We start from the raw sequence: 13,459 nt of genomic DNA on the forward strand, positions 1-13,459 counted from the left end.
CGCGCACGACGATCAGCGGACTGCGACCGTCGCGCGGGCTCGGTCACATACGGTCTCGGTGACGTGCGAGAAGCGGCGCGACCTCATCGAGCATCCGCTCGTCCCCCGCGTACACGCCCTCTGCGCGCGGCCAGTGCAGGATCACGTCCGTGAAGCCGAGCTCGGCGGCTTTGCCCGTCATGTCCTCGAAGGCAGACACGCTGGCGAGGGCGAACCTGCTGCCGTCGCCGGAGTCGAGGCTGAGGTGGCGTTCGACGGACTGCGGATCGCGTCCCGAGCGCTCGACGATGTCGTCGAAGCGAGCCGAGAGATCCGCGATCCCGCGCCACCACTCGTCGGGGGACGAGCCCCATGCGCCGATGGTCGTCCATGCGTCGCCGATGCGCGCGGCGAGCTCCAGCCCCTGCGGACCGCTCGCGGCGATCGCGAACGGCATCCGCGGATGCTTGGCCGGCGCTCCGACCATGCGCGCCTTCACTGCCTGGTACCAGTCCCCGGAGTACGAGATGCCGCCACTGCCCGGATCCTCGAAGCGCAGCAGCCGGTCGAGGAGTTCGACGAACTCGACGTATCTCGCATGCCGCTCGCGCGGCGTCAGCTCCGGCTCACCGAGCACGGCCGAGTCGAAGCTGTGTGCCGCTCCGGATCCGATCCCGAGGATGAAGCGGCCTCCGGAGATGTCGTCGATGGTGGCGAGGTCTTTCGCGAACGGCACCGGATGCCGGAAATTCGGCGACGTGACGAACGTGCCGAGCCGGATGGTCGAGGTGACCGTCGCGGCTGCCGTCAGCGTCGGCACTGTCGCACCCCACGGACCGGATGCCAGTTCACCCCACGCGAGATGGTCGTAGGTCCACGCGTGGTCGAAGCCGAGGTCCTCGGCCTTCCGCCATAGGCGCTGAGCCTCCGACCACGGATATTCGGGCAGGATCACGATTCCGAAGCGCACCGGGTCAACCTACCGCGGCGGGCTGGTGGCCGAACCCTGAGTCACGACTCGGACCGGTTCACTCGTCCCCTCGCCCGCAGCAGATTCAACTGCGTGGCGCGCGCCCGTTCGGGATCCGGCTCCCGGCCTTGCTCCGTGTTAAGCAGATCTCGGCGGCGGGGGTAGCGGACCCTGGCAATGCTGTTGCGACCGGCCTCCTCAAGCGCACTCTCGAGAACAAGATCGGGCACTCTCGGAAGCAAGATCGGGAACTATCGAGAGGAACATCGGGCACCCTCGAGAGCAAGATCGGGCACTTTCGGGAGTAGGAACGGGCACTCTCGGGGGTAGGAACGGGCACTCTCGGGAGGGCTGACGCGGGAGCTTCGTCCGTGGTCGCGCTTCGCGCTCGACTGAGTCGATCGGCGTTGTCGAGCACGCGAGTGTGCTCGACCACGCCGCAATCGTCAGTGGAAGAAGTGGCGCTCTCCCGTGAAGTACATCGTCACGCCGGCCGCCTTCGCTGTGTCGATGGCGAGCTGGTCGCGGATCGATCCGCCCGGCTGCACGATGGCTTTGATGCCTGCCTCGATCAGGATCTCGGGGCCGTCAGGGAACGGGAAGTACGCGTCGGATGCCGCGACCGATCCGGCGGCGCGGTCACCGGCACGCTTCACCGCGAGCTCGCACGAGTCGACCCGGTTCACCTGGCCCATCCCGACGCCGACGGATGCCCCACCCGACGCGAGCAGGATCGCGTTCGACTTCACGGCACGGCACGCGGTCCACGCGAACTCGAGGTCTGCGAGCGTCGCGTCACCCGCGGCCTCGCCAGCCACGAGCGTCCACTCGGACACCGGCGCGAAGTGCCTGTCCGACTCCTGCAGCAGCATGCCGCCGGAGAGCTGCTTGACCTCCGTCGTCGGCAGCTCGAAGCCGGGCTGCAGCTTGAGGATGCGCAGATCCTTCTTGGTCTGCAGCAGCTCGAGCGCCTCCGGCTCGTAGTCCGGCGCGATGATCACCTCGGTGAAGATCGGCTTCACGGACTGCGCCATCGCGAGGGTCACGATGCGGTTCGCTGCGATCACGCCGCCGAACGCGGAGGTCGGGTCGCACTCGTGCGCCTTGCGGTGGGCATCCGCGATCTCCTCGCCCTCCCCTGCAACGGCGATGCCGCACGGGTTGGCGTGCTTGATGATCGCGACGGCGGGTCGCTCGAAGTCGTACGCGGCGCGCAGGGCGGCATCCGCGTCGACGTAGTTGTTGTACGACATCTCCTTGCCGCCGAGTTGGTCGGCCTGGGCGATCCCGTTGCCACCGGCCGAGACGAAGAGCGCGGCGGCCTGGTGGCTGTTCTCGCCGTAGCGCAGGGATGCCTCGCGCTGCCACGTCCTGCCCACCCACGCCGGCAGAGCGCTGTCGTCGTCGGGCGCGAGGGTGTCGCCGAGCCACGTGGCGACGGCCACGTCGTACCCGGCGGTGTGCCGGAACGCGTCGCGAGCCAACGCAGTGCGGAACGCGAGCGTCGTGCCGCCTGATGCCACGGCATCCGCGATCTCGGCATATCGATCAGGCGAGGTGACGATCGCGACGTTGGCGAAGTTCTTGGCCGAAGCACGCACCATCGCGGGCCCGCCGATGTCGATCTGCTCGACGACCTCGAGCGGCGCGGCGCCGGATGCGACGGCCTCGGCGAACGGGTACAGGTTGCTGATCACGAGCTCGAACGGCTTGATGCCGAGCTCGGCCAGCTGCTGCTCGTGATCCTCGAGCCGCAGGTCCGCGAGCAGGCCGGCGTGCACGGCGGGGTGCAGCGTCTTCACGCGGCCGCCGAGCGACTCCGGAAAGCCCGTGAGCTCGCTGACCTCGGTGACGGGCAGACCGGCCTCGCGAAGTACCCGCGCCGTGTTGCCCGTTGAGACGAGTTCGACGCCGGCGCCGTTCAGTGCGGTCGCGAGCTCGACGATGCCGGTTTTGTCGATCGCCGAGAGCAGTGCGCGGCGCACCGGGATGACGTCCCGTTCGCGGTAGAGGCTCGGATCGGCGGCGTGCGGGGCGCTCATGCTGTTGCCAGCTCCTTCAGGTCGATGTGTCCGTTGGCGATGTCGAGGACCGACTGGATGAGCAGTCGGCGCTCCACGATCTTGATCCGGTCGTGCAGGCTCGCCTCGGTGTCGCCCGGCAGGACGGGCACGCGTTCGCGGGCGATGATCGGACCGGAATCGACACCGTTGTCGACGATGATGACGCTCGCGCCCGTCTGGCCGACGCCGGCGGCGAGCGCGTCCCTCACCCCGTGCGCGCCCGGGAATTCGGGCAGGAACGCGGGATGGGTGTTGATCATGTGCGGGCTGAGCGCATCGACGACGCGCGGCGGGAAGAGCCGCATGAAGCCGGAGAGGATGACGAGGTCCGGCTTCCACTGGCGGATCTGCTCGAGCACCGCATCCCCCCACTCGGCGCGGTCGCCGAATGACGAGAACGCGACGGTGAACGTCGGGATGCCGAAGTCCTCTGCCACCTGCAGCCCGCCCGCGTCATCGCGGTCGCTGCCGACGGCGACGACCCGAGCCGGGAACTGGGCGTCCTGGGACGCCTCGAGCAGCGAACGCAGATTGGACCCCTGGCCTGAGACCAGGACGACGAGCGACAGCACCCCACAAGCCTACCGGCGCTCATGCGAGCACGAGCGCGCCGAGCGCCCACCGCTGGTTGAGCCGCCTCACACCAACCGCAGGTGCCACCGTTCCGGCGCGAAGCGGTAGATGGTGCGGTAGGAGGCCATGCCGATGAGCACGCCCAGCGCAATGGAGACCAGGCTCGTTCCGATGCCTCCGAGCGTGAAGCCGGCGCCGCTTCCACTCGCCGACTGGGCGAGGCCGATGAGCCCCGCAGCCCCGGGCACCAGCAACCAGAATCCGGGAAGGAAGCAGACCACGGCGGGCGGCGCCCCTGGGAGCGACTGCACCAGATAGGCGACGACGGTGAGGAGGAAGGCTCCGAGCATCCCTCCCGCGACGGTCCCGCCGTCCACGGATGCACCGATCAGCGTGCCGAGCAGCTGTCCGGCGTAAGCGACCAGCAGCGTCCCACCCAGGTAATACAGCGACAGCCGAGGTCCGCAGAAGTACAGGAAGAAGCCGAGCGACATGACGAGCACGCCGATCCATCCCGCGTAGCCGGAGACGACCGACGTGGCCGACGAGAGGGCGAACCAGTCCGGCAGCCCGACGATCTGGTTGGCGACGAGGATGCCCATCGTCAGGAAGACGAGCTGCGCCGCCCCGTAGACGAGCCGCGACGATCCGGCGAGCATGTCACCCGTTGCGAGTTCCTGCACGGCCACCGTGAGCAGACCGCCGGGGAGCAGCGTGACCAGTGCGGGCACGAGCATCCAGATCGGTTCACCTGGAACGCCCCAGGCTGCGGCCGAGAACGCGACGAGCGAGCTGACGAACGCGGTGACGGTGGGCAGCAGGACCGCCGCGTACGAGCCGGGACGCACGAGCAGTTTCATGCCACCGGCCAGCGCTCCGAGTGCGAAGGTCAGCACGAGGGAGGCGACGGACGCTCCCGACAGCACGAGCGCGACGCCCACCGCGATCATGGCGTGCCCGAGCACCCGCAGCGGCCATCGGAAGCGCGGCCCTGTGGTCTCCGCCTCATCGATCAAGCGGACGCCCTCCACCGCCGTCAGCTGGCCGGAGATGGCGGCCTGTGCGATGTCGGACACTCGCGCGGCTCGATCGAACAGCACCTCGCCGCTCGGTGCCTGCGCCAGGTCGAAGCGCGACTCCTGCTCGCCGGGGATCCCGACGAACAACGCGGTCGGGAGCACGACTATGGCGGCGTCGGGCGATCCCATCGCGACGGCCACGTTCTGCAGCGTGCGCTTGATATCCGTAACCGCCGTGCCCGTGCCTGCGAGCGCGCCGCCCAATCGCACAAGGAACACCTGCAACTGAGCGGAGGGGCGCTCCTGCTGTTGCTGCGCTTCGAGCCGACGCCGGTGCAGCGGCCACCGCCACTCCCAGGGGAATGCCGGCGGCCTCCGTCGGCGGTCGCCGGCACCCTCCTCGAGCGATCCCGTCGGATCGGAGCTTCGTCGCTGCGCCTCCGCACGCGAATCCACCGAGCGGGGATCATCGCGATGGTCGTCGGATCGGGTGTCGTCAAGGCTTCTGACGTCGAGTGATTCCTCTCCGTCGGGCTCCCGACTCACCTGCCGCTCCCTTCACCGCCACGGCCTCGAGTGGATGCCCGACCGCCGGAGCCCTGCGGCCCGGCATCCGCCTCGTCGTCCTCGTGCCTGGCGAACTCCGGCTTGGCGAAGTCCTGCTCGCGGTACGCGCGGGGCATGCGGCCGGGAGTCGGCACCCGGGGAGCGGACGGCCGGGACAGCGACGACGCGGATCCGCGCGGCGCCGGAGCGTTCCGCTTCGGCGGAGGATCCTGTGCTGTCGCGGCACCTCGTGCTCGCGGCCGCGGGGCGGGCTCGTCATCGTGATCGTCGGAGCCCATGGCATCCGGGCCGTACCAGTCCAGGACGCTTCTGATGCTGTCGCCGGAGCTGTGCGGCTTCCCGGATGCCGCATCCGCGCCGACCAGGGTGACGGGGGCGGTGTCCGCCTCCACGTCGTCCACCGACGTGCCGCTCGATGAAGCGGCGCCAGCCCACCACGCCGTGGGGTTCGGCGCCGCGCCACGGCCCGACGACACGACGTCGGACGCCGCCGCCCGCCGCTCGCGCAGGGTCGGCGGCGCTGCGGCTTCGTCCGGCTGCCTGCGGACTGCGATGCCGATGGCACCGCCGACGAGCACCTCCACCGCCGCGAATCCGGCGATGAGCAACGCGTTGGGCCCCGCGTGCTGCAGGCGTCCGGGTCCGATGGATCCGGACGACCACCATGCGAGGAGCCCGATGATCGCGCCGGAAGTGACCGCCGCGCAGAGCACGACGAGCGCCAACCGGCCGACGCCCCACGAGGGCGACGCGACGGAGCGGAGTGTGCGAGGTGCCGGCATCCGCTCGAGCCGCTGGCGGGCGAGGAACCCGACCGCCGCACCGCACAGCACGGGCACGAGCACGGCGACCAGGCCGAACCCGGGGTCGCCCTGCGGCAGCGCACCGAGGATCGGCACGCTCGGCAACGGCCCGAGCGCGGTCTGCGTGACGTCGACGGACGAACCCGTTCCGACCGCGAATCCCGGACCGACGAGCCACGATGCCGTCCAGATGACGGCGTTCGGCAGCAGAGCCAGCTGGGCGAGCGTGAGCGCACCTGCACCGAGGACGCCGGGCTGAAGCGTCTCGTAGAGGCCGACGATCCTTCCGTAGCGCACGGCCATCAGCACCCCAAGCACGACGGCGGCCGCGGCGATGAGCAAGAGCGTTGCTGCAGCTCCCGCGCGCAGCCCGGATGCCAGCACGGCGCGCGTGGACGGGCTCCAGTTCACGATGGGCCACGGCAGCGCTGGACCGCTGTCGGACGCCGGATGCTCTGCGTGCGCCGGATCGTTGCGATCGCGCAGCTCGGCCGCGATCATCCCGAGACCGATCCCGATCGCGAACACGGCCGGCGGCAGCAGCGTTCCCTGCAGCAGCGACGGGATGGCGGATCCGGTGTGCGCGCTGAGCGTGACGAGTGCGGACAACACGGCGAAGACGACGACGCCCGCGATCGCGGCGGTGAACGCATGCGGTGTCGCCCACGCCCGACGACCGGTGCGCGATCCGAGCAACACGGTGAGGAGCGCGAATCCGAGTGCCGCGATGGTGATCGGGAACACATTGGTTCCGCTCAGCCCGAAGAGAGCGGATGCGGCGGGCGCCAGAGTGATCGTCACATCCGTGCCGTGGCCGAGCAGCCAGATGTCCGCTGCGGCACGCCAGAACGGAGCCCAGCCGGCGGCGAGGTCCAGTTTCGTCGCCCAGAGCACGGTCAACGGGACGAGCGGGATCGCCACGCCCACGCCGAGCGCGATCACCGCGTCGAGTGCGGCCAGCAGGATGACGGTCAAGCGATTCATGCGCTGACGACCCTACCGGCGCGCGGCGGTCCGGCCCGGCGGGCGCGCCCGGAGCCAGGTACCTCTGCGGCGGGCTCAGGTGGCCGCAGAGGCGGATGCCGTGGCATCCGTTACCTCCGCCTCCTCTGGCGGCCTGCTCAGCAGCTCCAGCACCGCGATCACGAGCACCGCGATCACCGCCGTCCAGATGATGACGGAAGGCGTGAGCGGACGCAGGAACACTACGACGGCAGCGGCCACGAGGCCGACGATCACGCGAAGCAGCACGCGCTGCTGGTACATCCAGGTGCCGGTTCTTCCCGTCGTTATCCCGTGTTTCTCCGCGCCCCGACGGGCGGCGGCGAATCCGGAACCTGCGTATCCGCGCAGGGTCCTCGCCCAGCGGAACGGCCCGCTGATCATGGTGATGACGAAGACCGTCACGGCCAGCACTGCCACGGCGACGACGATCGACTGCACGAAGCCGAGGATGCCGGAGTAGAGCGTGCCCGCGGCATCCGCTGGTATCGAATTCTGCACCGAGAGCACGAAGACGGTCTTGCCGACCGAGATGCCGATGCTCACCAGGATCATCGAGACTCCCAGTGCTACGGAGGCCCAGATCAGCGCGATCGTGCGCCGCCTCGCCACGAGCACCCCGGCAGCCAGCAGCACGAGCACCACCCACGGCAGCCAGATGCCCACCGCGACGACGAGGTTGTAGAGGCCGACGTAGAGCGTCACGGAGCTGGACTCCGCGATCACGATCGTCTTAGAAATCGTCGGGATGTTCTTCGCGAAGGCGAAACCCTGATCGACGAGCTGCGTCTTGACGGCATCGATGATCGGTCCGAGCTGAACGCCGATCTGGCCGTTCGGGCCGATACTGATCGCCGCGTTCTTCTCGCCGCTCAGCGTCGCCAGCAGCTGTTTGTGCGTGATGGTCAGTGTTTGTTTCCAGATGTCCGAGAACGCGTCCGAATGCACGAACTTCGTCACCGTCGACGTGATGAGGCTCTTGATGCCTGCGACGAGGGGCGCCTGCAGCGTGTTCAGCGCCGCGGATGCCTTTGGCCCAAGGCCGAGGTTCTCCAGGCCCGTGAAGACCTGGGACGTGATGCCCTCGATGTCAACCTTGGATTCGATCGCCGACACCGTCTGGTCGACGACGAGCGCTTGCACGGCCGGCTTGTCGGCGAGCGGCGCGAACGTGTCGACGAAGTAGTTCGTGTCCGTGAGCTCGCGCTGCGCCCAGGTGGAGACCACAGCGACCGGCGCCAAGATCGACGCGATCACGATGAGCGCCGTCGCGAGAAGGGTCCACGCCCAGCTGCGCTTCTTCTTGCCTCCGGATGCAGCACCCTTCGTGCGCGCGCCACCGGCGTCCCCGGCTGCCCGCGCTTGCTCCGCGCCTGCGGCCCTGGCCGCCTCGACGGCATCCGCGGTCCGCGCCCGTTCGGCCTCCGCATCCGCGAGCGCGCGATCGGCGGCCGTGCGGGCCTCTGCGGCGGTCGTGCGCGCCTCCGCCGCGTCGGAGCGAGCCTGTTCGGCGTCGGAGGACGCGGCATCCGCTCTGGCAGTCGCCTCGTCGAGCCTCGCACTCAACTCGGCACGTTCGGCCGTGACCCGGTCGAGCTCGGCCTGCAATTCCTGGTTCGTCAAACGCGCCATGCCATCCCCCTGGCTCTGGTCGCCGCACGCAGCGGTACGTGTCGACTCTACGGTCGGGGGGCCGCAGGTCCAGGGTGATCCGGCGACGGATCATCCGGAACAGATGACCGGGCACCACGCTCGGCCCAGCGCCGGAGGCTCAGAGCACGAGCGGTTCGCCGGCGACCGGGACCCGCAGCCGATCCGACAGACCGGCGTAGCCGAACTCGCGGATCAACCGCTCCCGCGTCTCGCTGAAGTGGTGCCAGCCCTCTGCGTGGACCGGCACGATCGTGGCACTGCCGAGAGCGCGGGCCGCCTCGACTGCGGTTCTCGCGTTCAGCGTGAGGTCGTCGTCGCCGAACCGTCCCACGTTGGCACCGCCCGTGAAGAGCACAGCTATGTCGATGGTCCCGACCCTCGAGACGATCTCCGCCACGAGGTCGACCGATGCGTTGTCGCCGGACACGTAGATCGTCGGATGCCCCGGTGCTCGAAGCAGGAACCCGGTGACGGGGCCCGAGAGCCGTTCTGCGCCTTCCGGACCGTGCCGTGCCGGGAGGCCGGTCACCTCCATGGATCCGACAGTGCTGGTCTGCCAGGTCGTCAGCCCCGTGACACCTTCGATGCGCCCTGCCGCCTCCGTCGTGGAGAGTACCGTGTCGACACGCCCGAGGAAGTCGCGACCGGAGTGGTCGAGGTTGTCGAAGTGCTGGTCGTGCGAGAGGAGCACCAGGTCGACCGGGCCGAGCTGGTCCGGGCTCAGTGCCGGTCCGGTGAGCTTGTGCAGGGTGGCACCGGCGCCCGGATAGTCCCCCGGCTCGTCGAACGTGGGATCGGTGAGGATCCGCAGTCCCGCGTAGTCGAGGATCGCCGTCGGACCTCCGACGAGGGTGAGCGTCATCTCTGCTGAGGCCATGCGCTCATGGTGCCCGATCGGCCGCGGTCGGTGGGATGCGGCATCCGCCGATCCATCTGCCGTTCGCCCACTCGCCGGCTCGGCCGGACCACCGGTCGGCCAAAACGACTGCGGCCAGTTCGCGCGTCCGCAGCCGCATGAAGTGGCTGCTTTCGCGCGAACTGGCCGCGTTGCTCGAGCGCGTTACAGGCTCGCGTAGACCTCTCGGAGGAGCTCGGCGGTCTCGCTCGGCGTCTTGCCGACCTTGACGCCTGCGGCCTCGAGGGCCTCCTTCTTGGCCTGCGCGGTGCCGGCGGAGCCGGACACGATGGCGCCCGCGTGGCCCATGGTCTTGCCCTCGGGAGCGGTGAAGCCCGCGACGTAGCCGACGACCGGCTTGGTCACGTTCGCCTTGATGAAGTCGGCTGCGCGCTCCTCGGCGTCGCCGCCGATCTCGCCGATCATCACGATGGCCTTTGTCTCCGGGTCTGCCTCGAACGCGGCGAGCGCGTCGATGTGCGTGGTGCCGATGATCGGGTCGCCTCCGATGCCGATCGCGGTGGAGAAGCCAAGATCGCGCAGCTCGTACATCATCTGGTAGGTCAGCGTGCCCGACTTGGAGACGAGTCCGATGTGCCCCTTGCCCGTGATGGTCGCGGGTGTGATGCCGACGAGCGACTCACCGGGCGTGATGATGCCGGGGCAGTTCGGTCCGATGATGCGGGTCTTGTCGCCCTTGGCCTTGGCCTCCGCCCACGCCTCGGCGCTGTCCTGCACCGGGATGCCCTCTGTGATCACGACGAGAACCGGGATCTCGGCCTCGATGGCCTCGAGCATCGCGTCCTTCGCGAACGCCGGCGGAACGAAGATGATCGAGACGTCTGCCCCGGTCTTCTCGATGGCCTCGGAGACGGCGCCGAACACGGGAAGCTCGACGGCGTTGCCGTCCTTGTCGGTGTGCGAGACGGTGGTGCCCGCCTTGCGGGCGTTGACGCCGCCGACGACCTGGGTGCCTGCCTTCAGCATGAGGGCGGTGTGCTTGGTGCCCTCGCCTCCGGTGATGCCCTGGACGATGACCTTGGAGTCCTTATTGAGGAAGATCGACATTGTTTTTTGTCTTTCTCTATGTTCTTGAAGTCTTATGGCAACTGAGGCCCGAGACGGGCCTCAGCGCTGGCGTCGCGGCGAAGGCCAGAAATGGCCTTCGCTCCCAGCTTCAGCGCGCCAGTTCGGCGGCCTTGTCGGCGCCCTGGTCCATCGTCTCGGCCAGCGTGACGAGCGGGTGGTTGTAGTCGTTGAGGATGGCGCGGCCTTCCTCGACCTTGTTGCCGTCCAGACGCACGACGAGCGGCTTGTTCGCCTCGGCGCCGAGCGTGGTCAGCGCGCCGACGATGCCGTTCGCGACGGCGTCGCAGGCGGTGATGCCGCCGAAGACGTTGACGAACACGCTCTTGACCTGCGGGTCGTTCAGGATGACATCCAGTCCGGCTGCCATCACCTCGGCGGATGCTCCGCCTCCGATGTCGAGGAAGTTGGCCGGCTTCACGCCGCCGTGGTTCTCGCCTGCGTAGGCGACGACATCCAGGGTGCTCATCACGAGTCCTGCGCCGTTTCCGATGATGCCGACCTGGCCGTCGAGCTTGACGTAGTTGAGGTCGTGCTGCTTGGCCTTCGCCTCGAGCGGGTCTGCAGCGGACTTGTCCTCGAGCGCCTCGTGGTCCGCGTGGCGGAAGTCGGCGTTCGCGTCCAGCGACACCTTGCCGTCGAGCGCGATGATCTCGCCCTCACCGGTCAGCACGAGCGGGTTGACCTCGACCAGCGTCGCGTCCTCGCCCTTGTAGACGTCGTACAGCTTCACGAGCACGGGAGCGACCTTTTCGATGAGGTCGTCGGGGAAGCCGCCCGCCTTCGCGATCTGCTTCGCCTTCGCCAGGTCGATGCCGGTCAGCGGGTCGACCTCGACGCGTGCCAGCGCCTCGGGCTTCTCGACAGCGAGCTGCTCGATCTCCATGCCGCCCTCGACGCTGCACAGCGACAGGTAGGAGCGGTTGGCCCGGTCCAGCAGCACGGAGAAGTAGAACTCGCGCGCGATGTTCGCGCCACCGGCCACCATCACGCGCCGCACGACGTGGCCCTTGATGTCGAGACCGAGGATGGCCTTTGCCGCCTCTTCGGCGTCGTCCGGCGTCTTCGCCACCTTGACGCCGCCGGCCTTTCCGCGGCCGCCGGTCTTCACCTGGGCCTTGACGACGGTCACGCCGCCGAGCTTCTCGGACGCCGCGCGCACCTCTTCCGGGGTGTCCGCGACGATACCCGGCAGTACCGGGACTCCGTACTTCTCGAACAGGTCACGTGCCTGGTACTCGTAAAGATCCACTGCTTCCCAATCAATATGCGAGTGAAATGGCAGTCGGTGCGGGCCCCGTCGAATGATGGGACTGGGCTGATGGGCACTTCAGTCAGATAGCTCGACGCCGAGATAAATTGCCACCGACAGCCTACCCGAGGCTCATGGCCGTTCTCTCCGCCCCCGGTTCTCTCCGCGCACCGGTGCCCTCAGCACGCATCCTCCCCGCGACGAGCCGGCACCCTGCTGCCGAACCATGCCGATGTTCTCGGCGATCCGGGGGTGCTCGACGACATTCGGGGCGGCTCGGTGTATGGCGCGGCCAGGCCGTCGAGCGTGGTCGGTACCCTGGCGAGGTGGCCTCAGATCCGCTTCGCGAACCGCTGGGCATCGCGGATGTCGGCGGCGAGTGGATCATGCTGGCCGGCGGCGGGTGCGCCGTCCTGCTGCAGCTCGCACATCCGTCCGTCGGACGAGGCGTCGCCGAGCACAGCGACTTCGCGGATCGCCCGTACGACAGGCTGATCGGCACGCTGACGTATGTGACGGCTGTGGCGTGCGGAACCGAAGAGGACATCCGCACGGTGCGCCGCATCGTCGGCCGTGCGCATGCCCCGGTGCGCGGATCCGCGGATGCTGCGTCCTCCGCCTACAGCGCGTACGACCCCGACCTGCAGCTGTGGGTCACCGCGACGCTGTACTGGACGGCGGTCCGCGTGCACGAGCGCGTCTTCGGGGCGCTCGACGAGGCGTCCGCGGATCGCTTCTACCGCGAGTTCGCCGCAGTCGGCACGTCGCTGCAACTGCCGGCGGATGCCTGGCCCGCGACGCGCGCCGCGTTCGACGAGTACTGGAGCGATGCCGCCTCACGCCTGCGCGTGACACCCGCAGCCCGCCGAGTGGGCGAGGATCTGCTGCGCGCCGTGCGGGCGCCGCTCTGGATGCGGGCGATCATGCCGTTGGCTCGACTGGCCACGACGGCGCTGCTGCCGGAATCCGTGCGGCGGCAGTACGGCCTCCAGCTGACCGGCCGCAACGCGCTCAGGTACGAGCGGATGATGTCGGTCGCCGCCGCGGTCTACCCGCGTTTGCCCGTCGGCATCCGGCACGTCGTGCGCAACCGTCTCCTGCGCCGTCTGCGCCGCATGGCGTGAGCACCATCGATCGGTCCCTTATGCTGACGCCGACGGATCAGCCGCGCACACCCGAAGCGCAGGCGCCGCGCGACGAAAGGCCGGCTGTGTCCTCCTTCTACGACTGCTTCATCGCGGGCGATCACGAGGCCGCGAAGCACCTCGTGGCGAGCGCACTCAACTCGCAGGGCTTCATCGTCGAGGTGCAGCCCAACGGCAACTGGTACGCGCGCCGTGGCAACATGACGACGACGGTCTTCGTCGGCGCACTCGCCGGCGACGACTTCCAGATCACGTTCGGCGTGCAGTTCTTCGTGGATGCCGCCGATCAGCTGGTCGCCCGCCTCGACAAGAACACCGCCGTCGGATTCTTCAAGGGCGGCGTGTGGGGCTTGAGCAAGATCGACACCGCATTCGCCCAAACCGCGGGGGCCATGTACAACACCCTCCTCGGCGCCGGCGTGCTCACCAACACGGCCGAGGGCTGAGCCGGG

11 protein-coding genes are annotated in these 13,459 nt (G+C 68.9%); 2 read left to right on the forward strand and 9 right to left on the reverse strand.

Going from position 1 to position 13,459, the window contains the following annotated elements; genetic code table 11:
• Positions 1-43: 43 nt before the first annotated feature.
• The 9 genes from HII28_RS07745 to sucC all read right to left on the reverse strand — a co-directional run bounded on the left by HII28_RS07745 (position 44) and on the right by sucC (position 11,862).
• Entirely contained in the window at positions 44-949 is a 906-nt protein-coding gene (locus HII28_RS07745; protein ID WP_170024871.1) for an LLM class flavin-dependent oxidoreductase, read from the reverse strand.
• A gap of 446 nt (positions 950-1,395) precedes the next feature.
• Positions 1,396-2,991: a bifunctional phosphoribosylaminoimidazolecarboxamide formyltransferase/IMP cyclohydrolase gene (purH, locus tag HII28_RS07750; protein ID WP_170024872.1), complete on the reverse strand. Its 1,596-nt coding sequence runs from the start codon at positions 2,989-2,991 to the stop codon at positions 1,396-1,398.
• A complete protein-coding gene (gene purN / locus HII28_RS07755) occupies positions 2,988-3,584 on the reverse strand; it encodes a phosphoribosylglycinamide formyltransferase (RefSeq protein ID WP_170024873.1) in 597 nt (198 codons plus the stop codon). The genes purH and purN overlap by 4 nt, the downstream gene beginning before the upstream one ends.
• A 66-nt stretch (positions 3,585-3,650) precedes the next feature.
• Positions 3,651-5,150, reverse strand: coding sequence for a threonine/serine exporter family protein (locus tag HII28_RS07760; RefSeq protein WP_170024874.1), 1,500 nt, complete (start codon positions 5,148-5,150; stop codon positions 3,651-3,653).
• A complete protein-coding gene (locus tag HII28_RS07765; RefSeq protein WP_170024875.1) occupies positions 5,147-6,958 on the reverse strand; it encodes a DUF6350 family protein in 1,812 nt (603 codons plus the stop codon). Before HII28_RS07765 ends, HII28_RS07760 begins: the two co-directional genes overlap by 4 nt.
• A 75-nt stretch (positions 6,959-7,033) precedes the next feature.
• Positions 7,034-8,608: a hypothetical protein gene (locus HII28_RS07770; protein ID WP_170024876.1), complete on the reverse strand. Its 1,575-nt coding sequence runs from the start codon at positions 8,606-8,608 to the stop codon at positions 7,034-7,036.
• Positions 8,609-8,747: 139 nt separating this feature from the next.
• Entirely contained in the window at positions 8,748-9,506 is a 759-nt protein-coding gene (locus tag HII28_RS07775; protein ID WP_205864599.1) for an MBL fold metallo-hydrolase, read from the reverse strand.
• A 183-nt stretch (positions 9,507-9,689) separates the two neighbouring features.
• Entirely contained in the window at positions 9,690-10,592 is a 903-nt protein-coding gene (gene sucD, locus HII28_RS07780) for a succinate--CoA ligase subunit alpha (RefSeq protein WP_170024877.1), read from the reverse strand.
• Positions 10,593-10,701: 109 nt separating this feature from the next.
• Positions 10,702-11,862, reverse strand: a complete 1,161-nt coding sequence (gene sucC, locus HII28_RS07785; RefSeq protein WP_170024878.1) for an ADP-forming succinate--CoA ligase subunit beta — start codon at positions 11,860-11,862, stop codon at positions 10,702-10,704.
• Between the two features lie 326 nt (positions 11,863-12,188).
• Between sucC and HII28_RS07790 the strand changes: the two genes are divergently transcribed.
• Together HII28_RS07790 and HII28_RS07795 are read left to right on the forward strand one after the other, a co-directional pair.
• Positions 12,189-12,986 (forward strand): oxygenase MpaB family protein, encoded by a 798-nt coding sequence (locus HII28_RS07790; RefSeq protein ID WP_346769232.1) that lies wholly within the window; start codon positions 12,189-12,191, stop codon positions 12,984-12,986.
• Between the two features lie 86 nt (positions 12,987-13,072).
• Positions 13,073-13,453, forward strand: coding sequence for a hypothetical protein (locus HII28_RS07795; protein ID WP_170024879.1), 381 nt, complete (start codon positions 13,073-13,075; stop codon positions 13,451-13,453).
• The last annotated feature ends 6 nt before the right edge of the window (positions 13,454-13,459 follow it).

The sequence above is a fragment of the Planctomonas sp. JC2975 genome (assembly GCF_012985205.1).
GTDB lineage: Bacteria > Actinomycetota > Actinomycetes > Actinomycetales > Microbacteriaceae > Humibacter.

Bases quoted from the DNA above. Each gene is read 5' to 3' on its own strand.
- HII28_RS07770 (WP_170024876.1), bottom strand. From the start codon at position 8,608: ATGGCGCGTTTGACGAACCAGGAATTGCAGGCCGAGCTCGACCGGGTC.
- purH (WP_170024872.1), bottom strand. From the start codon at position 2,991: ATGAGCGCCCCGCACGCCGCCGATCCGAGCCTCTACCGCGAACGGGAC.
- HII28_RS07775 (WP_205864599.1), bottom strand. From the start codon at position 9,506: ATGGCCTCAGCAGAGATGACGCTCACCCTCGTCGGAGGTCCGACGGCG.
- HII28_RS07765 (WP_170024875.1), bottom strand. From the start codon at position 6,958: ATGAATCGCTTGACCGTCATCCTGCTGGCCGCACTCGACGCGGTGATC.
- sucD (WP_170024877.1), bottom strand. From the start codon at position 10,592: ATGTCGATCTTCCTCAATAAGGACTCCAAGGTCATCGTCCAGGGCATC.